Origin of the sequence: Pseudorhodoferax sp. (genome assembly GCF_047601025.1) — a bacterium.
Lineage (GTDB): Bacteria > Pseudomonadota > Gammaproteobacteria > Burkholderiales > Burkholderiaceae_C > Pseudorhodoferax.
This window is the reverse complement of sequence record NZ_JASGJZ010000001.1, coordinates 3,580,893-3,606,370: the sequence shown is the minus strand read 5'-3', so window position 1 is coordinate 3,606,370 and position 25,478 is coordinate 3,580,893. Positions and strand designations below refer to the sequence as shown.

Sequence of the window (25,478 nt, the reverse complement as noted above, 5' to 3'; positions counted from 1 at the left end):
CGCTATTCAACATATAGCGAAAGCCGCCGCCTCACGCCTTGGAGGCAATGTCGCCGGCAAGCCTTGCCTGGAAGTCCTGCAGCGGCATCACGCCGAGATCGACATTGCCCCGTGCGCGCACTGCGACGGTACCTGCTTCCCGCTCCTTGTCGCCGACGACCAGAATGTAGGGCAGCTTTTGCAACGAATGCTCGCGTATTTTACGCGTAATCTTTTCGTTGCGCAGATCAAGGTCTACCCTAAACCCTTGATTCAGCAGCGCTTTGGCAACATCGCCCGCGTAGTCGGCCTGTCCGCTGGTGATGTTGAGCACGACCGCCTGCTTCGGCGCCAGCCATGCGGGCAGCGCGCCGGCGTGCTGTTCGATCAGAATGCCGATGAAACGCTCCAGGCTGCCGACGATGGCCCGGTGCAGCATGACCGGCCGGTGGCGGGCGCCGTCCTCGCCGACGAACTCGGCTTCCAGCCGCTCGGGCAGGTTCGGATCGACCTGGATCGTGCCGCACTGCCATTGGCGGCCCAGCGCATCCTTCAGCACGTACTCGATCTTGGGGCCGTAGAAGGCGCCCTCCCCCGGCAGGTACTCGAACGCGCAGCCGGAAGCGCGCAGGCCCTCGGCCAGCGCGGCCTCGGCCTTGTCCCAGCTTTCCTCGCTGCCGATGCGCTGTTCGGGCCGCGTCGACAGCTTGTAGAGGATTTCCGTGAAGCCGAAGTCCTTGTAGACCTTCTGCAGCAGCGTCGTGAAGGCCGTCACCTCGCCCTGGATCATGTCCTCGGTGCAGAAGATGTGGCCGTCGTCCTGCGTGAAGCCGCGCACGCGCATGATGCCGTGCAGGCCGCCCGTGGGCTCGTTGCGGTGGCAGTTGCCGAACTCGCCGTAGCGCAGCGGCAGGTCGCGGTAGCTCTTGATGCCCTGCTTGAAGATCAGGATGTGGCCGGGGCAGTTCATCGGCTTGAGCGCGTAGTCGCGCTTTTCCGACTCGGTGATGAACATGTTCTCGCGGTACTTGTCCCAGTGGCCCGTCTTCTCCCACAGGCTCTTGTCCAGGATCTGCGGGCCCTTGACCTCCAGGTAGCCGTTGTCGCGGTACACGGCGCGCATGTACTGCTCGACCTGCTGCCACAGCGCCCAGCCCTTGGGATGCCAGAACACCGTGCCCGGCGCATGGTCGTCGATGTGGAACAGGTCGAGCTCGCGGCCCAGGCGGCGGTGGTCGCGCTTCTCGGCCTCCTCCAGCATCGTGAGGTACTGCTGCAATTCCTCCTTGGTGGCCCAGGCCGTGCCGTAGATGCGCTGCAGCATCTCGTTGCGGTGGTCGCCGCGCCAGTAGGCGCCGGCCACCTTCATCAGCTTGAAGTGCTTGAGCTTGCCGGTGCTGGGCACGTGCGGGCCGCGGCACAGGTCCTCGAAGCCGCCTTCGCGGTACAGGGAGACCGCCTCGTCGGTCGAGATGCTCGCGATGATCTCGGCCTTGTAGTGCTCGCCCAGGCCCTCGAAGTACGCCACGGCCTCGTCGCGCGGCAGTTCGCGCCGCACCACCGGCTCGTCCCTGGCGGCCAGCTCGCCCATCTTCTTCTCGATCGCCGCCAGGTCCTCCGGCGTGAACGGGCGCTTGTACGAGAAGTCGTAGTAGAAGCCGTTCTCGATGACCGGGCCGATCGTGACCTGGGCCTCGGGGAACAGCTCCTTGACCGCGTAGGCCAGCAGGTGCGCCGTCGAGTGGCGGATGACCTCCAGGCCATCGGCGTCCTTGGCCGTCACGATGGACAGGGGGCTGTCGGCCGTGATCTGGTAGCTGGTGTCGACCACCTTGTCGCCGATCCGGCCGGCCAGCGCGGCCTTGGCCAGGCCGGAGCCGATCGAGGAGGCGACCTCGGCCACCGTGACCGGGCCGGGAAACGCGCGCTGCGAACCGTCGGGAAGCGTGATGTGGATCATGGGGTGAATGCTCGTCAGGGAAGAAGGCGCGCCAACAAAAAAGCGCGGAACGAGTCCGCGCTTTTCTGGTGGGTGGATGCAGGCAGGCGCGAACGTCGGCCTCAGCGGCCGGCAGAGGTCTCCGGGGTAGTTCGCGGTGTCATAACCAGCATGCCTTTCTCGCCCTTGTGCGTTGCAACGAAGCGCGCATTCTAGCCGCCGTGGCCGCATCGGACGCGGGCGTGGCGCCACGGCATGCCCATGCCGCCGCCGAAGATGTAACGAACCGGGAACTTCGATGGACGCGGCCTCGTCTTCCGGGGCCATGTCCATCCGCACCCGATTCCTCATCCCCCTCCTCGTCGCGGCGCTCGCGCTGCCGGCCGGCGCCGCCTGGGCGCAGCAGTACGTCGGCGTCGCCGCCCGCGAGGCCAACATGCGCGCTGGCCCCGGCGAGCGCCATGCCGTGCAATGGTCGCTGAGCCGCGGCTATCCGCTGCAGGTGATCGGGCGGCGCGGCGAGTGGCTGCAGGTGCGCGATTTCGAGGGCGACACGGGCTGGGTGCACCGCAGCCTCACCGGCAAGCCCTCGCACGAGGTGGTGCGCGCGCAGACGGCCCACCTGCGCCAGCAGCCGCGCGCGAATGCCCGCCTGGCCGGCCGGCTGGAACGTGGCGACATCGTGCGCCGGCTGGAACGCCGCGGCGACTGGGTGCTCGTGCAGCGCGCGAACGGCCAGCGCGGCTGGGTCGCGCAGCGGCTGCTCTGGGGCGGCTGAGTCCGCGCGCCGGCAGCGGGCGCAGGCATCGGCGATCATCGCCCGATGCCCGATGCGCGCGCCCTGCCCGGCCTTCCCCGCCGCCACCTGCTGGCGGCCCTGCTCGCCGCCGGCGCACTGCCGGCGCGGGCATTGCCGCCGATGCGGCTGCAGTTCCCGCGCGACCACGGCAGCCACCCGGCCCTGCGCACCGAATGGTGGTACCTCACCGGCCAGGCCGGGAGCGGCGCGCGGCGCTTCGGCTTCCAGATCACCTTCTTCCGCTCGCGGCTGGACGGGCCGCAGCCGCTGCACTCGCGCTTCGCGGCCAAGCAGCTGCTGTTCGCGCATGCGGCCGTGACCGACCTGGCCGGCCGCCGGCTCTGGCACGACCAGCGCATCGCGCGCGCCGGCTTCGGCATCGCCGAAGCCAGCGAGGCCGACGCCGACGTGCGCCTGCACGACTGGCGGCTGTGGCGCGCGCAGGACGCATCATGGGCCGGTGAACTGCCGGGCCGCGACTTCGGCCTGCACCTGCGCTTCGCCGAAACCCAGCCGCTGCTGCTGCAGGGCCGGGACGGCCTGTCGCGCAAGGGCCCGCAGCCGCAGCAGGCGAGCTACTACTACAGCCTTCCGCAGCTGGCCGTGTCCGGCGCGCTGGTGCTGCAGGGGCAGCGCTTCGCCATCGACGCCGCGGACAGCCGCGCCTGGATGGACCACGAATGGAGCGAGGCGCTGATGCACCCGCAGGCCGTGGGCTGGGACTGGATCGGCATGAACCTGGACGACGGCGGCGCGCTGGCGGCCTTCCGGCTGCGCCGGGCCGACGGCACGGCGCTGTGGGCCGGCGGCGCCTTCCGCGCCGCCGGCCAGGCCGCGCGCAGCTTCGCGCCGGACGACGTGGCGTTCACGCCCCGGCGCTGGTGGCTGAGCCCGGCCAGCCAGGCGCGCTATCCCGTGGAGTGGGAGGTCGCGACGCCGGCCGGCCGCTTCACCGTGCGCACGCTGCTCGACGCCCAGGAACTCGACAGCCGCGGCAACACCGGCGCGATCTACTGGGAGGGCCTGTCGGAGCTGTGCGACGCGCAAGGCCGCCGCCTGGGCCTGGGCTACCTGGAGATGACCGGCTACGCCGGCGCGCTGCGGCTGTGACCCCAGGCCGGACCGCATAAGCATCTTCGTTTTTATCATTTGCAATTTGCATGCTGAATGCTTCATCATCCGCAACCCGAATGATGCGAAGCATGGAAATCCGCCAGCTCGAAGCTTTCGCCGCCGTCATGTCCGCCGGCAGCGTGACCGGCGCCGCGCGGCTGCTGGAGCGCTCGCAGCCGGCCGTCACCAGGCTGGTGCACGAGCTGGAAGCGGCCACCGGCTATCCGCTGTTCACGCGCCACGGCCCGCGCGTGGCGCCGACGCAGGAAGGCTTCCTGCTATTCGAGGAGGTCGAGCACCTGCTGGGCGGCTGGCGCCGGCTGCAGGCCCGCGCGGCCGAGATCGCGCAGGGCACGGGCGCCGCGCCGCTGCTGCTGGCCGCCACCTCGGCCGTGGCGCTGGGACTGCTGCCACAGGCGCTGCGCGCGCTGGAGCGCGAGGCCGGCCCGGTGCCGGTGCGGCTGACCAGCGGCTCGCCCGAGCGCGTGCTGCGCGACGTGGCCGGCGGCGCCGTGCAGTTGGGCGCCAGCAGCCTGCCGCTGGAGCACCGCGGGCTGCAGGCGCTGTGGATCGGCCAGGCGCCCTGCGTCGCCGTGCTGGCGGACGGCGACCCGCTGGCCACCGCCGCATGCGTGCCGGCGGCGGCGCTGGCCGGCCGGCGCATCGTCACGCTGTCCAACCCCTACCGGCTGCGCCACCGCATCGATGCCGCGCTGGCGCCCGGCGGGCCGGCGGCGCCGGTGATCGAGACCAACTCCTCCGCCAACGCCCAGGCCCTGGTGCGGGCCGGGCTGGGCATCGCCGTGCTGGACCCGCTGACGGCCCACGGCGCGCCGCTGCAGGGCGTGCAGGTGCGACCGCTGGACGTCGACATTCCCTTCTTCTTCGGCGTGATCGCGCCCCAGGGCCGGCCGCTGGCGCCGCGCCTGCAGGCGTTGTCCGACGCGCTGCGCGAGGCCGCGCGCGCCCTGCCGGGCTTCGCGGAGCACCCGCCCGCGGCCCACGCCGGACTGCTGCAGGCCGCAGCCGGACTTTCTTCCCCATGAGCACCACGATGGACGACGCGCCTTCCCTTGCCGACACCCCGCCCCCCGCACCGCCCGGCCTGGCCGCGCTGGAGCAGCGCCTGCGCCAGGACCTGCAGTGGCTGTGCCTGCCGGCCCGCCCCTGGGTGCCGCCGTCCACGCGCGACGGCCAGCCGGTGCTGGACGTGGCCATCGTCGGCGGCGGCATGGCCGGCCTCACGCTGTGCGCCTCGCTCGCCCACCTGGGCCTGCGCGCCACCATCTTCGACCAGTCGCCTGCCGGCTTCGAGGGCCCCTGGGCCACCACCGCGCGCATGGAGACGCTGCGCTCGCCCAAGGAGCTGACCGGCCCGGCGCTGGGCCTGCCGGCGCTGACCTTCCGCGCCTGGTACGAGGCGCAGTTCGGCCTGGCGGCTTGGCAGGCGCTGGACAAGATCCCGCGGCTGCAGTGGATGGACTACCTGCGCTGGTACCGGCGCGTGCTGGACCTGGACGTGCGCAACCGCCAGCGCGTGGCCGCGGTGCTGCCGCGCGCCGACGGCGTGGTGCAGCTCGAGCTGGTGGACGAGGACGCCGGCCACACCTGGCGCGTGCTGGCGCGCCACGTGGTACTGGCCACCGGCCGCGACAGCCTGGGCGGCCCCTGGGTGCCGGCCTGGGCGCATGCGCTGCCGCGCACGCGCTGGGTGCATTCGGCGCACGCCTGGGACGGCGCCGCGCTGCGCGGCCTGCGCGTGGCCGTGGTCGGCGGCGGCGCCTCGGCCATGGACGCAGCGGCCACGGCGCTGGAGAACGGCGCCGCGCGCGTGGACCTGCTGATCCGCCGGCGCACGCTGCCGCGCGTCAACAAGGGCAAGGGCGCCGGCAGCCCCGGCATGTCGCACGGCTTCGGCATGCTGCCGGACGCATGGAAGTGGCACTTCCGCCACTACCTGAACCTGCAGCAGGTGCCGCCGCCGCAGGGCAGCACGCTGCGCGTGTCGCGCCACGCCAACGCCTTCTTCCACCTCGGCGCGGGCGCGCGCGGCGCGGCCGAGCGGCCCGACGGCGCGCTGCGCGTGGACACCGACAAGGGCCCGCTGGCGGCCGACTTCCTGATCTTCTGCACCGGTTTTCGCATCGACTGGGAGCAGCGGCCCGAATTCGCCGCGCTGCGCCCGCACGTGCGGCTGTGGCGCGACCGCTTCACCGCGCCCGCGGGCGAGGACGACGAGGAGCTGGCCGAGTCGCCCGACCTGGGCGAGCTGTTCGAGTTCCAGGAGAAGCAGCCCGGCAGCTGCCCCGGCCTGGCGCGCGTGCACTGCTACAACTACGCCGCCGCGCTGTCGCAGGGCGCCGGCGCGGGCGACATCCCGCAGATTACCGACGGCTCGCAGCGGCTGGCGCGCGGCCTGGCCGCGCAGCTGCTGATCGAGGACGCGGCACTGCACTTCGCCGCCATGCAGCGCTACGCCGAGCCGGAACTCGAGGGCCACGAGTGGACCGAGGCGGCGTTCCCCGCCTACGACGAAGGACGCCCGGCGTGACCGGCTGGCTGCTGCGCCGCATCGGCCAGGCCCTGCTGGTCGTGCTGCTGATGACGCTGGTGGTGTTCGTCGGCCTGCACGCGATCGGCAACCCGGTGGACATCCTGATCGGCGACGACATGAACCAGGCCGAGCGCGCCGCCGCCATCGCCCGGCTGGGGCTGGACCAGCCGCTGTGGCGCCAGTACCTGGCCTTCCTCGACGGCGCGCTGCAGGGCGAGCTGGGCAAGAGCTTCGTCTACCACGAGGATGCGATCCGCATCATCCTGCAGCGCCTGCCGGCGACCATGGAGCTGGCCGTGGCCGCCCTGCTGCTGGCGGTGCTGGTCGGCGTACCGCTGGGCCTGTTCGCCGGCATGAAGCCCGAGCACCCGCTGTCGCGCGCGATCATGGCCACCAGCATCGTCGGCTTCTCGCTGCCGGCGTTCTGGGTCGCGCTGATGCTGATCATGGTGTTCAGCGTGCAGCTGGGCTGGCTGCCGGCCGGCGGCCGCGGCGCCACGCGCACGCTGCTGGGCGCCGAGTGGTCCTGGCTGACCTGGGACGGGCTGCAGCACCTGCTGCTGCCGGCCCTGAACCTGGCGCTGTTCAAGGTCTCGCTGGTGCTGCGGCTCACGCGCGCCGGGGTGCGCGAGGTGCTGCCGCAGGACTTCGTGAAGTTCGCACGCGCCAAGGGCCTGGCGCCGGCGCGCGTGGTGCTGGTGCACGTGCTGCGCAACACGCTGATCCCGCTGGTCACGGTGCTGGGGCTGGAGCTGGGCTCGACCATCGCCTACGCCGTCGTGACCGAGACCATCTTCGCCTGGCCGGGCGCCGGCAAGCTGATCCTGGACAGCATCAACGCGCTGGACCGGCCGGTGGTGGTGGCCTACCTGATGGTGGTGGTGGTGATCTTCGTGACGCTGAACCTGGTGGTCGACCTGCTGTACCGGCTGCTCGACCCGCGCGTGCGGCTGGAGGGCGCGCGATGACGGCCGCGGCGACGCGCCCCGCGCGCGAGGATTCCTTCTGGTGGCGCGTGGCCGCCGACTTCCTGCGCTCGCGCATGGCCGTGGCCGGCCTGGCGGTGCTGGCGCTGGTGGTGCTGGCGGCGCTGGCGGCGCCCTGGATCACGCCGCAGAACCCCTACGACCTGATGCAGCTGGACGTGCTGGACGCACGGCTGCCGCCCGGCAGCCGCAACGGCGAGGACAGCTTCACCTACTGGCTGGGCACCGACGGCCAGGGCCGCGACCTGTACTCGGCCATCGTCTACGGCCTGCGCATCAGCCTGCTGGTGGGCGTGGGCTCGGCGCTGGTCGCGGCCGTGCTCGGCACGCTGGTGGGGCTGCTGTCGGCCTACGCCGGCGGCCGCGTCGACGCCGCGCTGATGCGGCTGGTGGACCTGCTGCTGTCCTTCCCCACGATCCTGATGGCGCTGATGATCCTGGCCTACCTGGGCAAGGGCGTCGCCAACGTGGTGCTCACGCTGGTGCTGCTGGAGTGGGCCTACTACGCGCGCACCGCGCGCGGCCAGGCGCTGGTGGAAACGCGGCGCGAGTACGTGGAGGCCGCGCGCGGCCTGGGCCTGCCGCCCTGGCGCATCCTGGTCGGCCACGTGCTGCCCAACTGCCTGCCGCCGCTGCTGGTGATCGGCGCGCTGCAGGTGGCGCGGGCGATCACGCTGGAGGCCACGCTGTCCTTCCTGGGCCTGGGCGTGCCCATCACCGAGCCGTCGCTGGGCCTGCTGATCGCCAACGGCTACCAGTACCTGCTGTCCAGCGAGTACTGGATCAGCGTGTTCCCGGGCATGGCGCTGCTGGCCGCCATCGTCGCGATCAACCTGGTCGGCGACCAGCTGCGCGACGTGCTCAACCCGAGGCTGCAGAAATGAGCGCCGATCCCGCACCGGTGCTGGAGCTGCGCGACCTGCGCACCCGCTTCCACACGCGCGACGGGGTACTGCCGGTGGTCGACGGCGTGTCGTTCACCTTGGCGCGCGGCCAGGTGCTGGGCCTGGTCGGCGAGTCGGGCTCGGGCAAGTCGGTGACCGGCTTCTCGATCATGGGCCTGGTCGACCCGCCGGGCCGCATCGAGGGCGGGCAGGTGCTGTTCGAGGGCCGCGACCTGACGCGGCTGCCGCCCCGGGAGCTGCGCGCGCTGCGCGGCAACCGGATCGCGATGATCTTCCAGGACCCGATGGCCACGCTGAACCCGGTGCTGCGCGTGGACGCGCAGATGGTGGAGGCGGTGCGCGCGCACCGCGCCGTGGACGCCGCGCGGGCGCGCCGGCAGGCTGCCGAGACGCTGGCGCTGATGGGCATCCCCAGCCCCGAGGAACGGCTGCGCGCCTACCCGCACCAGCTGTCCGGCGGCATGCGCCAGCGCGTGGCCATCGCGATCGCGCTGCTGCACCGGCCGGCGCTGATCATCGCCGACGAGCCGACCACGGCGCTGGACGTGACGATCCAGGCGCAGATCCTGTCGGAGATGCAGAAGCTGGTGCACAGCAGCGGTACCGCGATGATCTGGATCAGCCACGACCTGTCGGTGGTGGCCGGCCTGGCCGACGCCATCGCCGTGATGTACGCCGGCCGCATCGTGGAGATGGGCAGCGTGGACGAGGTGCTGGACCATCCGCAGCATCCCTATACCCAGGGCCTGATCGGCAGCCTGCCCAGCGCCAACCGGCGCGGCGCGCGGCTGCGCCAGATCCCCGGCATGGCGCCGCACCTGGCGCGGCTGCCGGCCGGCTGCGCGTTCGCGCCGCGCTGCGCGCGCGCCAGCGCCGGCTGCACCGGGCGCATGCCGGACCTGCTGCCCGCACCCGCCGCGGCGCCCGCGCACCTGGTGCGCTGCATCCATCCGGGAGCGATGGCATGAGCACCGCCCGACCGCCCCAAGGTGCCCGCACCGCCGCCCATCCGGGCGAAGGGACGCCAGTGCGCGCGGCCCGCCCCCCTGAAGACGCCCGCGCCGCCGCCCGTCCGGGCGACGACGGCCCCGCCGGCGCCACCCCGCTGGTGGAGCTGCGCGGCGTGTCCCGGCGCTTCGGCGAGCGCCCGGACGGCTGGCTGGAGCGCGGCCTGCGCCGCCTCGGCCTGGCGCAGCAGCCGCCGGCCGTCACGCACGCGGTGGACGGCGTGGACCTGGCCGTGCGCCCCGGCGAGGTCGTCGGCCTGGTCGGCGAATCGGGCTGCGGCAAGTCCACGCTGGGCCGCATCGCGGCCGGCCTGCTGCCGCCCAGCGACGGCGAGGTGCTGGTGGACGGCCGGCCGCTGGACGCGCTGGGCCCGCGCGAGCGCCTGGCCGCGCGGCTGAAGGTGCAGATGGTGTTCCAGGACCCGTTCGGCAGCCTGAATCCGCGCCTGCGCGTGGCCCGCATCGTCGGCGAGGCGGCGCGGCTGCACGGGCTGGCCGACGCCGCCGGCGAGGACGACTACGTCTGCGCCCAGCTCGAACGCGCGGGGCTGGACCCGAGCCTGCGCCACCGCTACCCGCACCAGTTCAGCGGCGGGCAGCGCCAGCGCATCGGCATCGCGCGCGCGCTGGCGGTCCAGCCCGCCATGCTGGTCTGCGACGAGGCGGTGGCGGCGCTGGACGTGTCGATCCAGGCGCAGATCCTGAACCTGTTCATGGACCTGCGCGACCAGCTCGGGCTGGCCTACCTGTTCATCAGCCACGACCTGGGCGTGATCGAGCACCTGTGCGACCGCGTGGTGGTGATGTACCTGGGCCGCGTGGTCGAGAGCGCGCCGGTGGACGCGCTGTTCGCCGGCCCGCGCCATCCCTACACCCGCGCGCTGCTGCAGGAGATCCCGCGCATCGCCACGCGGCGCGCGCACTTCACGCCGATCCGCGGCGAGATCCCGAGCCCGCTGGCGCCGCCTCCGGGCTGCCATTTCCATCCGCGCTGCCCGCACGCGATGCCGCGCTGCCGCACCGAGGCGCCGGTGCTGCGCGGCGTGGCGCCGCAGCACGCCAGCGCCTGCCATCTGGACGACGGCGGCGCCCTCCCCTGAATGCCTCACCACCTGGAAAGGACGCGCATGCACCCCCGACGACACCACCTCCCCGCCCTGGCCACGCTCGCCGCGGCCCTGCTGGCCACCGCCGGCGCGCAGGCGCAGAACAACCTGGCCATCGGCTTCGCCGACCCGATCTCCTCGGTCGACCCGCAGCTCAACAACCATGCGGGCGACCGCTCGCTGGCGCTGCATTTCTGGGACTCGCTGGTCGCCTCGCGCGACGGCGGCAAGCTGGACCCCGGCCTGGCCGCGAGCTGGAAGACGCTGGACGACAAGACCTGGGAGTTCCGGCTCAACCCCGCCATCAAGTGGCAGGACGGCACGCCGGTGACGGCCGAGGACATCGTGTTCTCGTTCCAGCGCGCGCGCAGCGTGCCCGGCTCGGTGGCTTCGTACGCCGGCGCGCTGCGCACGGTGGAATCGGCCACGGCCAAGGACGCGCACACGCTGGTCGTCAAGACCACGACGCCCAACCCGATGCTGCCGCTGGACATCGCCTCGATCTACGTGGTGAGCAAGCACGTGGGCGAGAAGTCCAGGACGGAGGACTACAACGCCGGCCGCGCCGTCGTGGGCACCGGGCCGTACAAGTTCATCTCCTACGCGCCGGGCGACCGCACGGTGTTCGAGCGCAGCCCGACCTACTGGGGCCCCAAGCCGCAGTGGGACCGGGTGACCTACCGCTTCATCAACAACGGCGCGGCGCGCACCGCGGCGCTGCTGGCCGGCGACGTGGACGTGATCGACAAGGTGGCCGTGACCGACGTCGAGAAGCTGCGCAAGGACCCGAAGGTCAGCGTCTACACCTACCCCGGCCTGCGCGTGCTGCTGCTGCAGCCCACGCTGCGCGCCGGCACCAACGAGTTCATCACCGACAACGCCGGCAAGCCGCTGGAGAAGAACCCGCTGCAGGACGTGCGCGTGCGCCAGGCGCTGTCGGCGGCGATCAACCGCAAGGCAATCGCCGAGCGCATCCTGCAGGGCACGGTGACCGAGGCCAACCAGTGGATGCCCAAGAACAGCTTCGGCTACAACCCGGAGGTCAAGGACATCGCCTACAGCCCCGAGCAGGCCAAGAAGCTGCTGGCCGAGGCCGGCTATCCGCAGGGCTTCTCGATCGCCATCCACGTGCCCGGCGACCGCTATCCGCAGGCGCCCGAGACGGTGCAGGCGGTGGCGCAGTTCTGGTCGCGCGTCGGCGTGAAGACCAAGGTGGAGGTGGTGCCCTGGTCGGTGTATTCGGGCCGCGCCTCGAAGAACGAGTACGCCGTCAGCGTGATCGCCTGGGGCAACGGCACCGGCGAGGCCGGCTACGGCCTGCTGCAGACGCTGGCCAGCTACGACCCCAAGCGCGGCCGCGGCATCAACAACTGGGGCCGCTACAGCAACGAGAACGTGGACAAGGCGCTGGACGCGGCGACCGTGGAGTTCGACGCGCGCCGGCGCGAGGCCATCTTCCGCCACGCCGCCAAGCTGGTGACGGACGACGTGGGCCAGATCCCGCTGTTCCACTACCAGAACATCTGGGCCGCGAAGAAGGGCCTGAAGGTGGAGCCGCTGCTGAGCGACCGCACGACCGCGATGCAGGTCACGCGCGTGGGCGGGTGAGGCCGGCATGCTGCACGCGACGCCTGCCGACGCACTGATCGACGTGCCGCGGCGCATCGCGGCCGAGGGCCTGGCGCCGGGCGAGGAAGTGCTGCTGGCCAGCCGCACCGTGCGCGGGCCGGGCATCGCCTGGACCGCGCAGGTGCGGCTGCGCGCCGACGCCCGGGGCACGGTGGACCTCGGCCGCGACGCGCCGCTGGACGGCAGCTACGCCGGTGTATCGCCCATGGGCCTGCTGTGGTCGCAATCGCCCGAGCGCGCCGGCGCGCCGCGCGAGGTCTTCGCCGCCGAGCCGGCCGCGCCGCTCGCCACCGAGCTGACGCTGCGGCGGGCCGACGGCAGCACCTGGCAGGCCAGCCTGGTGCAGCGCCTGGCCGGGCCCGGCGTCACGCGCCGCGAGGTACGCGAGCGCGGGCTGTCGGGCACGCTGTTCCTGCCGCCGGGGCCGGGCCCGCACCCGGCCGTGATGGTGCTGAACGGCTCGGGCGGCGGCATCAACGAGCCGCGCGCGGCGCTGTACGCCTCGCACGGCTACGCGGCGCTGGCGCTGGGCTACTTCAAGGCGCCGGGCCGGCCGGACTACATCTCCGATACCCACCTGGAGTACTTCGAGACCGCGCTGCAGTGGCTGCACGCTGAGCTGGCGCCGCGGGACGGCTTCGTCGCGCTGTCGGGCCAGTCGCGCGGCGGCGAGCTCGTGCTGCTGCTGGGCGCGCTGCTGCCGGAGCTGGTGTCGGCCGTGATCGGCTACGTGCCCGGCGCCGTGGTGCACAGCGCGCAGAACGCCTGCGACCCGGCCAACGGCCCGGACAGCCGCAACGGCCCGGCCTGGATCTGGCGCGGCCAACCGCTGCCGCACCTGTGGCAGGACAACCGCACCGCCACCTGGGCGCCCTGGGACGAAGGCCCGGAGCCGCGCCGCCACGCCAACGCGCTGCTGACCGCGCTGCAGGACGCCGACGCCGTGGAGCGCGCGCGCATCCGCGTGGAGCGCATCCGCGGCCCGGTGCTGCTGCTGTCCGCCAGCGACGACGGCTCCTGGCCGTCCAGCCTGTACGGCCGCATGGTGGCCGAGCGGCTGGCGCAGCACGGCCATCCGTACCCGGTCCGGCACCTGGATTTCGAGGGCGCCGGCCATTCCATCGTGTTCCCCTACGTGCCGACCACGCAACTCGTGTACGCCCACCCGGTGTCCGGCCGGCTCAGCACCACGGGCGGCGCGCCGGCGCCCAACGCGCACGCCGACGAGGCCTCCTGGGCCGCCGTGCGCGACTTCCTGCAACACGCCACCGCCGCGCCGCGGCCCACGCCATGACGACCATCACCACCCCCGACCTGATCGACGCGCTCGTGCCGCTGCCGGCCGGCACGCCTGCGCACGCCGTGCGCCACCAGCGCGACAAGGTCGTCGCCGCCACCCAGGGCAGCTACGAGCGGCTGTTCGACCCGGCGCTGCCGGGCCTGGCGCTGGCCGAGCGGCTGCTGGTGGCGCACGACATCGCGCGGCGCGCGGGCGGCGCCGCGCTGCAGGCCCACTACCGCGAACGGCTGCTGGCGCTCGGCACGCCGTCGCCCGCGCAGCAGGCCGCGCTGGACGGCCGGCCCCTGCTCGCCGCCGGCGACGCGCGGCTCGCGGAGATCCTGCGCTTCGCCGCGGTGCTGGCCGAGCGCCCGGTGGAAGGCGACCAGGCGGCACTGCTGCGCCTGCCGGCCGCCGGCCTGGACACGCCGGCCGTGGTGGCGCTGGCCCAGCTGATCGCCTTCGTGGCCTACCAGGTGCGGGTGGCGGCCGGCCTGTCGGCCATCGCGGCGGACAACGCGGCGAGCGCGCAGGAGCCCGCCGGCGCGCCCGCCGCCCCGGCGGAGCCCTTCGTGCATCCCGCCCACCTGCCCAAGCCCGGCGAGCCGCTGCGCATCAACGGCTACACCAGCGAGACGCTGGAATGGAAAGCCTGGCTGCCGGTGCTGGACCTGGCCGAGGCCACGCCCGAGCAGCTGGCCGTGCTGGAGGGCAGCCATCCCAAGGCCAAGAGCAGCGACTACTACCGGCTGCTGGTGCTGCAGCCGGCCATCCTGCAGGAGCGCGCGACCGTCTTCAACGCCATCATGTACGCGCCGGGCGGCCTGTCGCGCGCCGAGCGCGAGCTGGCCAGCACGGTGGTCTCGCGCGTCAACGGCTGCGTCTACTGCGCGTCGGTGCACGCGCAGCGCTTCGAGCAGCTGGCCAAGCGCAACGACGTGATCGCCCAGGTGTTCACCGAGCCGCAGGGCGCCGGCACCACCCCGCGCGAGCGCGCCATCGTGGCGGCGTCGATCGCGCTGACGCGCACGCCGGCCGCCTTCGGCGCCGCGCAGCTGCAGCCGCTGCGCGCGGCCGGGCTGTCGGCGCTGGAGATGCTGGACCTGGTGCACGCCATCGCGATCTTCGCGTGGGCGAACCGGCTGATGCTGAACCTGGGCGAGCCGGTGTTTCCTGCGGCGGGATGAGCCGGCTGTTCCGGTCGCGGGGGCCGGCTGCCCCGCCCGTTCGCCGTGCCCTGCTCGCGCTGGCCGCGGTGCTGCTGGCCGGCTGCGCCGGCGCGCCGCCGGCGCCCGCTCCTGATTCCGCACCGCCACCGGCCGCCACGGCCACCACGCTGCGCGTGATCGCGTTCAACGATTTCCACGGCCACCTGGAGCCGGCCGGCCTGGGCCTGGCGTTGCCCGATCCGCGCCGGCCCGGCACCGCGCTGCGCGTGGCCGCCGGCGGCGCGGCGCCGCTGGCCGGCCTGGTGGCCGCGCTGCGGCAGGACGCGCCGCACAGCGTGGTGGTCAGCACCGGCGACCTGGTGGGCGCGGCGCCGCTGGTGTCGGCGCTGTTCCGCCACGAGAGCACGGTGGAGGCGATGAACCAGCTGGGCCTGGACGTGGCCACCGCCGGCAACCACGAGTTCGACGCCGGCGCGGCCGAACTGCAGCGCCTGGTGGCCGGCGGCTGCGCCGCCAGCCGCCCCGGCGAGCCCAGCCAGAGCTGCGCGCGCGGCGGCCGCTATGCCGGCGCCCGCTTCGCGATGGTGCTGGCCAACGTGCGCGACGCCGCCGGCCACCCCTTGTTCGCCCCGGCCTGGGTGCAGCGCTACGGTGGCGTGGCGGTGGGCTTCATCGGCGCGGTCACGCGCACCACGCCGGGCATCGTCGTGCCCTCGGGCGTGGCCGGGCTGCGCTTCGAGGACGAGGCCGAAGCGATCAACCGCAGCGCCGACGCGCTGCAGGCCCAGGGGGTCAAGGCCATCGTCGCGCTGGTCCACGAGGGCGGCGCGCTGGCCCGCCCGGCCGACGGCGCACCGGCCGACTGGAACGACCCGCGCTGCCCCGGCCTGCGCGGGCGCATCGTCGACATCGTGCAGCGGCTGTCGCCGCAGGTCGACCTGGTGCTCAGCGCCCACACCCACCAGGGCTACAACTGCCTGGTCGACGGCCGGCCGGTGCTGCAGGCCTACGCCCAGGGCCGCGGCGTGTCGGTGGCCGACCTGGTGCTCGACCCGGCCACCGGCGACGTGGACCGCGCCCGCACCCGCACGCGCAACCTGCCGGTGCTCAACGCGCTGAGCGAGCCCGACGCGCGCCAGGCCCTGCTGGCGGCCGAGCCGGCGCCCTGGGGCCCGGCGCTGCGCCACGTCCGGCCTGACGAGGCGGTGGCCGGCATCGTGGCCGGCTATGCCGCCGCGGCCGCGCCGCGCGCCCAGCGGCCGGTGGGCCGCATCGCCGCCGGCTTCGACCGCCAGGGCCGCACCGACAGCGCTGCCGGCCGGCTGGTGGCCGACGCCCAGCTGGCCGCCACCCGCGCGCCCGAGCACGGCGGCGCCCAGCTGGCGCTGATGAACCCCGGCGGTGTGCGCACCGACCTGGCCTGCCACGGCACGCCGCCATGCACCGTCACCTATGGCGACGCGTTCGCGATGCAGCCCTTCGGCAACAGCCTGGTGGTGATGACGCTGACCGGCGCCGAGCTGAAGACGCTGCTGGAAGGCCAGCAGCCGCCAGGCCGCGCCGCGCCCAGTTTTCTGCAGCCCTCGGCCGGCTTCGGCTACCGCTGGCAGGCCGGCGCCCCGCCCGGCCAGCGGGTGCGCGACATGCGGCTGCACGGCCGGCCGATCGGCCCGCAGGACACGCTGCGTATTGCCGTCAACAGCTTCATGGCCGAGGGCGGCGACGGCCTGTGGATGCTCACCCAGGGCCGCGAGCGCATCGGCGGCGCCCAGGACCTCGATGCGCTGCTGGCCTACCTGCAGGTCAGCACGCCCGAGCCCACCCAGATGCGCATCGTCTGGGAAGATTGAGAACCTGCGAACCGATCTTCCGGGACCCGGCAGCGAGCGCCCTCTGCTACCGGTTCAGCGAGGCCACCATGCATGACACCCGCCGGCATCGTCACCGTGCAGATACCGCTGGACGCGCGGAAGCTCGGCAACCGTGGAACCACGACACGGCGTAACTGGGAGGGTTCTGTCTGCCCCGCTCAACACGCAAGGCCGGTTAGAGACGACGGACCACGCGCAGCGACTGCAACTGCGGCTGTAGCCCGCGCATCTCAAGTCTTCTTAGGTCGCTGCACGAAAGCCAGGACCTCGCCCATGATCCCGCGCCGGAAGACCAGCACGCAGACCACGAAGATCAGGCCGGTCACCATGGTCACGGATTCGCCCAGGGTGGTGAACCACTCGATGCCGGTCAGCGAGGCCAGGGCGTTGCCCATCTCGCCGATCTTGTTCTCCAGCATCACGACCACGGCCGCGCCGACCAGCGGGCCCGACAGCGTGCCCAGGCCGCCCAGCAGCGTCATCAGGATCACGCCGCCGGAGGCCGTCCAGTGCACGTCGGTCAGCGTGGCGAAGCCCAGCACCAGCGTCTTCAGCGAGCCGGCCAGCCCGGCCAGCGCGGCCGACAGCACGAAGGCCAGTAGCTTGAAGCGGTGCGTGTCGTAGCCCAGCGAGATCGCGCGCGGCTCGTTTTCCTTGACGCCCTTGAGCACCTGGCCGAACGGCGAATGGATGGTGCGCACGATCAGCGCGAAGGCGCCGGCCACGATGGCCAGCGTCACGAAGTACATGGTCAGGTCGTCCTGCAGCGACAGCACGCCGAACAGCTTGCCGCGCGGCACGCCCTGCAGCCCGTCCTCGCCGCCGGTGAACTTGGCCTGCAGCGCGACGAAGAACACCATCTGCGCCAGTGCCAGCGTGATCATCGCGAAGTAGATGCCCTGGCGGCGGATCGCCAGCACGCCGAACAGCCAGCCCAGCAGCGCGCCGGTGGCCGTGCCCAGCACCAGGCCGACTTCCGGGGTCACGCCCCAGACCTTCATCGCGTGCCCGGCCACGTAGGCCGAGCCGCCCAGGAAGGCCGCATGCCCGAACGACAGCAGCCCGGTGTAGCCCAGCAGCAGGTTGAAGGCCGAGGCGAACAGCGCGAAGCACAGCAGCTTCATCATGAAGACCGGGTACGCGCCGAGGAAGGGCGCGGCGATCAGCGCCAGCAGCAGCAGGCCGTAGCCGATGGAACTCTTGCTCATTTCTCTTTCCCGAACAGGCCCGCGGGGCGGATGAGCAGCACGACGGCCATGATGATGAAGACCACCGTGGACGAGGCCTCGGGATAGAACACCTTGGTCAGCCCTTCGACCACGCCCAGCCCCAGGCCGGTCAGGATGGAGCCCATGATGGAGCCCATGCCGCCGATCACGACCACGGCGAACACCACGATGATCAGGTTCTGCCCCATCAGCGGAGAGACCTGGATCACCGGGGCGGCCAGCACGCCGGCGAAGGCCGCCAGCGCCACGCCGAAGCCGTAGGTCAGCGTGATCATCAGCGGCACGTTGACGCCGAAGGCCTCCACCAGGCGCGGGTTCTCGGTGCCGGCGCGCAGGTAGGCGCCGATGCGCGTCTTCTCGATCAGGTACCAGGTGGCCACGCAGACCACCAGCGAGGCCACCACCACCCAGGCGCGGTAGTTGGGCAGCATCATGAAGCCCAGGTCGGTGGCCCCCTGCAGCGCGTCGGGCGTGTCGTAGGACAGGCCCGAGACGCCGTAGATCGAGCGGAACACGCCCTCGATCACCAGCGTCAGGCCCAGCGTCAGCAGCAGGCCGTACAGGTGGTCGAGCTTGTAGATCCAGCGCAGCAGCAGCCGTTCGATCAGGATGCCGAACAGGCCGGCCACCAGCGGCGCGACGATCAGCATCGGCCAGTAGCCCACCTCCCAGTACTCCATGGCCATCCAGGTGACCACCGCGCCCATCATGAACAGCGCGCCGTGCGCGAAGTTGATGACGTTCAGCAGCCCGAAGATCACCGCCAGCCCCAGGCTCAGGATCGCGTAGAAGGAGCCGTTGACCAGGCCCAGCAGCAGCTGGCTCAGCAAGGCGGGCATGGAGATCGTCATCGCCGGCTCAGCTGGTTACTTCCACAGCGCGCACTTGGACTCGGCCTTGGTCGTGTAGACCTCCTCGCCCTTCAGCCGGGTAACCACCTTGTAGTAGTCCCAGGGCTGCCTGGACTCGGACGGCGACTTCACCTGCATCAGGTACATGTCGTGCACGAAGCGGCCATCGGGGCGCACCTGGCCCTTGGCGTAGAAATCGTCGATCGGCGTCTTCTTGATGTATTCGATGACCTTGTCGGCATCGACCGTCTTCACCGCCGCCACGGCTTTCAGATAGGTCGTCACGGCCGAGTAGTTGGCCGCCTGGAGGTCGGTCGGCATGCGCTTGGTCTTGTCGAAGAACCTCTTGCCGAAGGCACGCGTGCTGTCGTCCAGGTTCCAGTCCCAACTGGTGGTCAGCAGCAGGCCCTCCGTGTTCTTCAGGCCCAGGCTGTGCACGTCGCTGTTGAACACCAGCAGGCCGGCCATCTTCATGGTCTTGCCGATGCCGAACTCGCGCGCGGCCTTGACCGCGCTGACGAAGTCGCCGCCGGCGTTGGCCAGGCCCAGGATCTGCGCCTTGGAGTTCTGCGCCTGCAGCAGGAAGGACGAGAAGTCCGAGGCGTTGAGCGGCGTGCGCACGCTGCCGACCACGGTGCCACCCTTCTCCTTGACGACGCGGGCGGTGTCGGCCTCCAGCGCATGGCCGAAGGCGTAGTCGGCCGTCAGGAAGAACCAGCTCTTGCCGCCCTGCGCCACCACGGCGCTGCCGGTGCCCTTGGCCAGCGCCACGGTGTCGTAGGCGTAGTGCACGGTGTAGGGACTGCACTGCTCGTTGGTCAGCACCGAGCTGCCGGCCCCGTTGACGATGTAGACGCGCTTCTTCTCCTCGGTGACCTTGGCCATGGCCAGGGCCGCGCCGGAGTTGGTGCCGCCCAGCAGCATGGACAGGTTCTGCGTGTCGATCCACTCGCGCGCCTTGGTGGCGGCGATGTCGGCCTTGTTCTGGTGGTCGGCCGACAGCAGCTCGATCGGCAGGCCGTTGACCTTGCCGCCGAAATCGTCGATGGCCATCTGGACGGCGATGGCGCCATTCTTGCCATCCCCGTCGGAATACAGGCTGGACATGTCGGTGATGAAGCCGATGCGAACCTTGTCCTGGGCATGGGCGGCGCCGACGGCGCAGCAGGCGGCGAGCGCCAGGGCGGAGAGCGGGTATTTGGCAGTCATGGCGGTCTTCAGGAACGGGCAGGCAATGGCGCGGCCGCGCTTACTTCCACAGCGCGCACTTGGACTCGGCCTTGGTCGTGTAGACCTCCTCGCCCTTCAGCCGGGTAACCACCTTGTAGTAGTCCCAGGGCTGCTTGGACTCGGACGGCGACTTCACCTGCATCAGGTACATGTCGTGCACGAAGCGGCCATCGGGGCGCACCTGGCCCTTGGCGTAGAAATCGTCGATCGGCGTCTTCTTGATGTACTCCATGACCTTGTCGGAGTCCGCCGTCTTGGTGGCCGCCACGGCCTTCAGGTAGGTCATCGTCGCCGAGTAGTTGGCCGCCTGGACGTCTGTCGGCATGCGCTTGGTCTTGTCGAAGAACTTCTTGCCGAACGCGCGCGTCTTGTCGTCCAGGTTCCAGTCCCAGCTGGTGGTCAGCAGCAGGCCCTCGGTGTTCTTCAGGCCCAGGCTGTGCACGTCGGTGGTGAACACCAGCAGGCCGGCCATCTTCATGGTCTTGGTGATGCCGAACTCGCGCGCCGCCTTGACCGCGCTGATGAAGTCGCCGCCGGCGTTGGCCAAGCCCAGGATCTGCGCCTTGGAGTTCTGCGCCTGCAGCAGGAAGGACGAGAAGTCCGAGGCGTTGAGCGGCGTGCGCACGCTGCCGACCACGGTGCCGCCCTTCTCCTTGACGACGCGGGCGGTGTCGGCCTCCAGCGCATGGCCGAAGGCGTAGTCGGCCGTCAGGAAGAACCAACTCTTGCCGCCGCCGTCGACCACGGCCGCCCCGGTGCCCTTGGCCAGCGCCACGGTGTCGTAGGCGTAGTGCACGGTGTACGGGCTGCACTGCTCGTTGGTCAGGGCCGAGCTGCCGGCGCCGTTGACCATGTAGACGCGCTTCTTCTCCTCGGCGACCTTGGCCATGGCCAGCGCGGCGCCGGAGCTGGTGCCGCCCACCAGCATGGACAGGTTCTGCGTGTCCATCCATTCGCGCGCCTTGGACGCGGCGATGTCGGCCTTGTTCTGGTGGTCGGCGGTCAGCAGTTCGATGGGCTGGCCCAGCACCTTGCCGCCGAAGTCGTCGATGGCCATCTGGATCGCGAGCGCGCCGTTCTTGCCGTCGACGTCGGAATACAGGCTGGACATGTCGGTGATGAAGCCGATCCTGACCTGGGCGGTGGCCTGGGTGGCGAAGCCGGCAGCGGCCAGCAGCAGCGCGAGCGGGGTCAGTTGACGTGTCATGGAGATCTCCTGGAGGTTGCGGTCACGGACAACGGGTTCAGACGCCGAGCAACTCGTTCAGCACGGGCATCTTCTGTGCGAGCTCGGCGGCGGCGAAGTGCTCCACCATGCGGCCGTGCTCCATCACGTAGAAGCGGTCGGCCAGCGGCGCGGCGAAGCGGAAGTTCTGCTCCACCATCACGATGGTGTAGCCCTTGGCGCGCAGCGCGGTGATCATGCGCGCCAGCGCCTGCACGATCACCGGCGCCAGCCCTTCGGAGATCTCGTCGAGCAGCAGCAGCTTGGCGCCGGTGCGCAGGATGCGCGCCACCGCCAGCATCTGCTGCTCGCCGCCGGACAGGCGCGTGCCCTGGCTGTGGCGCCGCTCGGCCAGGTTCGGGAACATCGCGTAGATCTCCTCGACCGTCATGCCCGCCGGCATGCCCTTGAGCTCCGGCGGCAGCAGCAGGTTCTCCTCGCACGACAGGCTGGCGAAGATGCCGCGCTCCTCCGGGCAGTAACCCACGCCCAGGTGCGCGATGCGGTGCGTGGGCAGGCCCATGGTCTCGGTGCCGTGGATGCGCACCGAGCCTTCGCGCCGGCCCGTCAGGCCCAGCACCGCGCGCATGGTGGTGGTGCGGCCGGCGCCGTTGCGCCCCAGCAGCGTGACCACCTCGCCCGGCTGCACCACCATGTCCACGCCGTGCAGCACGTGCGATTCGCCGTACCAGGCCTGCAGGCCCTTGATCTCCAGCGCCGGGGCCCCCATCAGTGCGCCCCTTGCAGCTCGCCGTCGGCCGTGCCCATGTAGGCCTCCATGACCTGCGGGTTCTTCGAGACCTCGGCGTACGGCCCCTCGGCCAGCACGGCACCGCGCTGCAGCACGGTGATGGTGTCGGCGATGGTGGAGACCACGCCCATGTTGTGCTCCACCATCAGGATGGTGCGGCCGGCCGAGACCTTCTTGATCAGCTGCGCGACGCGGTCCACGTCCTCGTGGCCCATGCCCTGGGTGGGCTCGTCCAGCAGCATCAGCTCGGGCTCCATGGCCAGCGTGGTGGCGATCTCCAGCGCGCGCTTGCGGCCGTAGGGCAGGTTGACCGTAACCTCGCTGGCGAGATCAGCCAGGCCGACCTGGTCCAGCAGGTCCTCGGCCTCGCCGTTCAGCCGGTCGAGCTGGCGCTCGCTGCGCCAGAAGTGGTAGGACCAGCCGAGCTTGCGCTGCAGCGCCAGGCGCACGTTCTCCAGCAGCGTCAGGTGCGGGAACACGGCGGAGATCTGGAACGAGCGGATCACCCCGCGCCGCGCGATCTGCGCCGGCCGCTCGCGCGTGATGTCCTGGCCGTTGAAGGTGATGGTGCCGGCGGTCGGTTCGAGGAACTTGGTCAGCAGGTTGAAGCAGGTGGTCTTGCCCGCGCCGTTGGGGCCGATCAGCGCGTGGATGCTGCCACGCCGGACCGAGAGATTGACGTTGCTGACCGCGGTGAAGCCCTTGAACTCCTTGGAGAGATCCCTGGTTTGCAGAATGATGTCCGCCAATTTGCCCGAGCCTTCCGCCTTGCATCCGTTGAGGGCCCGTCCCCTGGGACGGCGCTTTGCGGGGGCGACTGTACGAGCGCGCTCTCGCGTGCCGCACTAGGAAAAACGCCAATGCTGCACTGCGAAAAGGCGGTGATTTCAGGCTGGCGCGGCTCGCTTTGTCGCCAGGCCTGCAAGCTTGACGCGAAGCTGACGGAAACGCCGGCGCCAACGCCTCAATGCGCCCCGGCCGCGGCCTCCGCGCCGCCGGCGCCCGCCTGCCGCGGCCGCGTCACCCAGACCAGCGGGATCAGCAGCATGAACAGCACCGCCGAGCCGTAGAACACGTCGTTGGCCGCGAGCATGAAGGCCTGCTGGTCGACCAGGCGGTTGAGCTGCGCCAGCGCCTGGTCGGCCGAGCCGACACCCTGGAACAGCTGCAGCGCCTGCCGGGCGGCCTCGTCGCCCTGCTGCAGGTGCTCGACGAGCTGCGCATGGTGCAGCGCGGCCCGGTTCTCCCACAGCGTAGTGGAGACGGACGTCCCGATGGCGCCGGCCGTGATGCGCACGAAGTTGGTCAGGCCCGAGGCGGCCGGCATGCGCTCCGGCGCGATGCCCGACAGCGTGATCGTCGACAGGGGGATGAAGAAGAAGGCCATCGCCACGCCCTGGATCAGCGTGGGGACCAGGATCGTGCCCATGTCGGCCTGCGTGTTGAAGCGCGAGCGCATCCACAGCACCACCCCGAACACGAGGAAGGCGAAGGTCGCGTAGCGCCGCGGGTCGACGCGCGCGACGGTCTTGCCGACGATGGGCGAGAGCAGCAGCGCCAGCAGCCCCACGGGCGCGGTGACCAGGCCGGCGTCGGTGGCGGTGTAGCCCATGAACTGCTGCAGCCACAGCGGCAGCAGCACCACGTTGCCGAAGAACAGCCCGTAGCCGACCGAGGTGGCGACCGTGCCGCCCCAGAAATTGCGCAGGGCGAACAGCTTGAGGTCGACGACCGGATGCGCCTCCGTCAGCTCCCACACCAGGAAGGCCGCGAAGGCGACCGCGGCCAGCGCGGCCAGCGTGACGATCAGGCCGGAGTGGAACCAGTCGTGCTCCTTGCCCAGGTCCAGCATCATCTGCAGCGCGCCGACCCAGACCACCAGCAGGGCGAGGCCGACGGCGTCGATCGGCAGCTTGCGGATCGTGCTCTCGCGCGGCGCGTAGATGCGCCAGCTCGCCAGCGCGGCCAGCACGCCGACCGGCACGTTGATGTAGAAGATCCAAGGCCAGGAGATGTTGTCGGTGATCCAGCCGCCCAGCAGCGGCCCGACCACGGGAGCCACCAGCACGGTCATGGACCACATCGCCATGGCGCTGCCGGCCATGGCGCGCGGGTAGCTGCCCAGCAGCATCGACTGCGACAGCGGGATCATCGGCCCGGCCACGAAGCCCTGCACCGCGCGCATGGCGATCAGCGCCGGCATGCTGGGCGCCAGGCCGCACATCCAGGACGCCAGCACGAACAGCAGCACGCTGGCCACGAACAGCCGCACCTGGCCGAAGCGCTGCGACAGCCAGCCGGTCAGCGGCACCGAGATCGCATTGGCCACCGCGAAGCTGGTGATGACCCAGGTGCCCTGGTTCGGGCTCACGCCCAGGTCGCCGGCGATCGCGGGCAGCGACACGTTCGCGATCGAGGTGTCCAGCACGTTCATGAAGGTCGCGGCCGACAGCGCGAGCGTGCCCCACATGCGGGCGGAGCCCTGCAGCGGCGCGTGCGGTACGGGAGGAGTGGCGGACATGGCGGGTGGCCTGCGCCGTGCCTCAGTGGGCCGGCGCGGCGGCGACGGCCGCCGCCGCGCGGCCCAGGTTGGCCGCGATCACCTGCTGCACCGCGTCGTCGGCGCCGCGGTCGGCCTCGGCGTAGACGCCGGTGGTGGACAGTGGCGCGCCGCGCGGCGCCTCGGCCAGCGCCGGGCCGTCGTGCGTCACGTCCACGGTCGCGACCATGGACAGGCCCACGCGCAGCGGATGCTGGGCCAGCTGCTGCGGGTCCAGCGCCACGCGCACCGGCACGCGCTGGACGACCTTGATCCAGTTGCCGGTGGCGTTCTGCGCCGGCAGCAGCGCGAAGGCGGCACCGGTGCCCACGCCCAGGCCGGCCACGGTGCCGTCGTACACGACCTTCTTGCCGTACAGGTCGGCCGTCAGCTTGACGGGCTGGCCGATGCGGATGTTGCGCAGCTGCACTTCCTTGAAGTTGGCGTCGACCCAGAGCTGGTCCAGCGGCACGATGGACATCAGCGGCGTGCCGGCGGCCACGCGCTGGCCGAGCTGCACCGTGCGCTTGGCCACGAAGCCCTCGACCGGCGCCGGCAGCACCGTGCGGCGCGAAGCCAGGTAGGCCTCGCGCATCCTGGCGGCCGCGGCCTGCACGGACGGATGCCCGGCCACGCCGGTGCCTTCGGTCATGGCCTGGTTGCTGCCCAGCTGCTCGCGCGCGGCGACCCCGGCGGCCTGCGCCGCCGTCACGCCGGCCTGCGCCGCCGACAGCGCGGCCTGCGCGTTGGCGAGCTGGGTGCGCGCGTGCTCGAGTTCCTCGCCCGAGACCGCGCCGTTGCCGGACAGCGCCTCGCGCCGGTTCAGGTCTTCCCGCGCACGCGCGACTTCGGACTGCGCGCGCGTGACCTCGGTGCGGGCGCGCGCCACGTCGGCCTCGCGCAGCGACACCTGGGCCGCCAGCGCGCCGTTGTTGGCGTACAGCGTGCGCACCTGCCGCACCGTCTGCGCCAGGTTGGCCTCGGCCTGCTCCAGCGCCACGCGCGCGTCGGCCGGGTCGAACCTGACCAGCGGCTGGCCGGCCCGCACGCGGTCGGTCTCGTCGGCCATGATGGCCATCACGGTGCCGCCGATCTGCGGCGTGATCTGCACCACGTTGCCCTGCACGTAGGCGTTGTCGGTGTCCTCGTAGTGGCTGGCGACCAGCCATTCGTAGGCCGCGAAGCCCAGGCCGCCGAGCACGACGACGGCGGCAATCGCCGTCAGCGCCTTGCGGCGCTTGCCGGGCGTCCCGGCGGCGGAGGAAGAGGTGGAGGTGTTCATGGTCGGTTTCTGCGGGAAGCGTTCGGAAGGATCGG

At 71.7% G+C, this 25,478-nt stretch carries 21 protein-coding genes; 12 read left to right on the top strand and 9 right to left on the bottom strand.

Annotated features, from left to right (window positions below; translation table 11 throughout):
* Positions 1-31: 31 nt before the first annotated feature.
* A complete protein-coding gene (thrS, locus tag QM782_RS16850) occupies positions 32-1,939 on the bottom strand; it encodes a threonine--tRNA ligase (protein WP_415204053.1) in 1,908 nt (635 codons plus the stop codon).
* A gap of 304 nt (positions 1,940-2,243) precedes the next feature.
* Here thrS and QM782_RS16845 point away from each other — a divergent pair, with 304 nt between their 5' ends.
* The 12 genes from QM782_RS16845 to QM782_RS16790 all read left to right on the top strand — a co-directional run bounded on the left by QM782_RS16845 (position 2,244) and on the right by QM782_RS16790 (position 16,315).
* Positions 2,244-2,696, top strand: a complete 453-nt coding sequence (locus QM782_RS16845) for an SH3 domain-containing protein (protein ID WP_415204052.1) — start codon at positions 2,244-2,246, stop codon at positions 2,694-2,696.
* Between the two features lie 45 nt (positions 2,697-2,741).
* The gene (locus tag QM782_RS16840) at positions 2,742-3,827 is read left to right on the top strand and encodes a lipocalin-like domain-containing protein (RefSeq protein ID WP_415204051.1); all 1,086 of its coding nucleotides are present in this window, start codon (positions 2,742-2,744) and stop codon (positions 3,825-3,827) included.
* Between the two features lie 92 nt (positions 3,828-3,919).
* A complete protein-coding gene (locus tag QM782_RS16835) occupies positions 3,920-4,876 on the top strand; it encodes a LysR family transcriptional regulator (RefSeq protein WP_415204050.1) in 957 nt (318 codons plus the stop codon).
* A gap of 8 nt (positions 4,877-4,884) precedes the next feature.
* Positions 4,885-6,381, top strand: coding sequence for an FAD/NAD(P)-binding protein (locus QM782_RS16830; protein ID WP_415205670.1), 1,497 nt, complete (start codon positions 4,885-4,887; stop codon positions 6,379-6,381).
* The gene (locus QM782_RS16825) at positions 6,378-7,352 is read left to right on the top strand and encodes an ABC transporter permease (RefSeq protein ID WP_415204049.1); all 975 of its coding nucleotides are present in this window, start codon (positions 6,378-6,380) and stop codon (positions 7,350-7,352) included. Before QM782_RS16830 ends, QM782_RS16825 begins: the two co-directional genes overlap by 4 nt.
* Positions 7,349-8,254 carry an ABC transporter permease gene (locus QM782_RS16820; protein WP_415204048.1) on the top strand — a complete coding sequence of 302 codons (906 nt, stop codon included), beginning with the start codon at positions 7,349-7,351 and terminating at the stop codon, positions 8,252-8,254. Before QM782_RS16825 ends, QM782_RS16820 begins: the two co-directional genes overlap by 4 nt.
* The gene (locus QM782_RS16815) at positions 8,251-9,243 is read left to right on the top strand and encodes an ABC transporter ATP-binding protein (protein WP_415204047.1); all 993 of its coding nucleotides are present in this window, start codon (positions 8,251-8,253) and stop codon (positions 9,241-9,243) included. The genes QM782_RS16820 and QM782_RS16815 overlap by 4 nt, the downstream gene beginning before the upstream one ends.
* Before the next feature lie 59 nt (positions 9,244-9,302).
* Entirely contained in the window at positions 9,303-10,382 is a 1,080-nt protein-coding gene (locus QM782_RS16810; RefSeq protein WP_415205669.1) for an ABC transporter ATP-binding protein, read from the top strand.
* A 27-nt stretch (positions 10,383-10,409) separates the two neighbouring features.
* Positions 10,410-11,996: an ABC transporter substrate-binding protein gene (locus QM782_RS16805; RefSeq protein WP_415204046.1), complete on the top strand. Its 1,587-nt coding sequence runs from the start codon at positions 10,410-10,412 to the stop codon at positions 11,994-11,996.
* A 7-nt stretch (positions 11,997-12,003) separates the two neighbouring features.
* Positions 12,004-13,311 (top strand): acyl-CoA thioesterase/bile acid-CoA:amino acid N-acyltransferase family protein, encoded by a 1,308-nt coding sequence (locus QM782_RS16800; RefSeq protein WP_415204045.1) that lies wholly within the window; start codon positions 12,004-12,006, stop codon positions 13,309-13,311.
* Positions 13,308-14,483 (top strand): CMD domain-containing protein, encoded by a 1,176-nt coding sequence (locus tag QM782_RS16795; protein ID WP_415204044.1) that lies wholly within the window; start codon positions 13,308-13,310, stop codon positions 14,481-14,483. Before QM782_RS16800 ends, QM782_RS16795 begins: the two co-directional genes overlap by 4 nt.
* Complete coding sequence (locus tag QM782_RS16790; protein WP_415204043.1) at positions 14,480-16,315, top strand: bifunctional metallophosphatase/5'-nucleotidase; 1,836 nt, start codon at positions 14,480-14,482, stop codon at positions 16,313-16,315. The genes QM782_RS16795 and QM782_RS16790 overlap by 4 nt, the downstream gene beginning before the upstream one ends.
* 251 nt (positions 16,316-16,566) lie before the next feature.
* On the opposite strand, the gene QM782_RS16785 is transcribed toward QM782_RS16790, so the two are convergent.
* The 8 genes from QM782_RS16785 to QM782_RS16750 form a co-directional block, all read right to left on the bottom strand.
* The gene (locus QM782_RS16785) at positions 16,567-17,544 is read right to left on the bottom strand and encodes a branched-chain amino acid ABC transporter permease (RefSeq protein WP_415204042.1); all 978 of its coding nucleotides are present in this window, start codon (positions 17,542-17,544) and stop codon (positions 16,567-16,569) included.
* Positions 17,541-18,416, bottom strand: a complete 876-nt coding sequence (locus QM782_RS16780) for a branched-chain amino acid ABC transporter permease (protein ID WP_415204041.1) — start codon at positions 18,414-18,416, stop codon at positions 17,541-17,543. The genes QM782_RS16785 and QM782_RS16780 overlap by 4 nt, the downstream gene beginning before the upstream one ends.
* Positions 18,417-18,431: 15 nt before the next feature.
* Complete coding sequence (locus tag QM782_RS16775; protein WP_415204040.1) at positions 18,432-19,625, bottom strand: ABC transporter substrate-binding protein; 1,194 nt, start codon at positions 19,623-19,625, stop codon at positions 18,432-18,434.
* A 40-nt stretch (positions 19,626-19,665) separates the two neighbouring features.
* Positions 19,666-20,853, bottom strand: a complete 1,188-nt coding sequence (locus QM782_RS16770; RefSeq protein WP_415204039.1) for an ABC transporter substrate-binding protein — start codon at positions 20,851-20,853, stop codon at positions 19,666-19,668.
* 37 nt (positions 20,854-20,890) lie between these two features.
* Positions 20,891-21,601, bottom strand: a complete 711-nt coding sequence (locus QM782_RS16765) for an ABC transporter ATP-binding protein (RefSeq protein ID WP_415204038.1) — start codon at positions 21,599-21,601, stop codon at positions 20,891-20,893.
* Positions 21,601-22,371, bottom strand: a complete 771-nt coding sequence (locus QM782_RS16760) for an ABC transporter ATP-binding protein (RefSeq protein ID WP_415204037.1) — start codon at positions 22,369-22,371, stop codon at positions 21,601-21,603. The genes QM782_RS16765 and QM782_RS16760 overlap by 1 nt, the downstream gene beginning before the upstream one ends.
* Before the next feature lie 215 nt (positions 22,372-22,586).
* The gene (locus QM782_RS16755; RefSeq protein ID WP_415204036.1) at positions 22,587-24,143 is read right to left on the bottom strand and encodes a DHA2 family efflux MFS transporter permease subunit; all 1,557 of its coding nucleotides are present in this window, start codon (positions 24,141-24,143) and stop codon (positions 22,587-22,589) included.
* A gap of 22 nt (positions 24,144-24,165) precedes the next feature.
* On the bottom strand, positions 24,166-25,443 hold the full coding sequence (locus QM782_RS16750; protein WP_415204035.1) for an efflux RND transporter periplasmic adaptor subunit: 1,278 nt from the start codon (positions 25,441-25,443) through the stop codon (positions 24,166-24,168).
* Between the last annotated feature and the right edge of the window lie 35 nt (positions 25,444-25,478).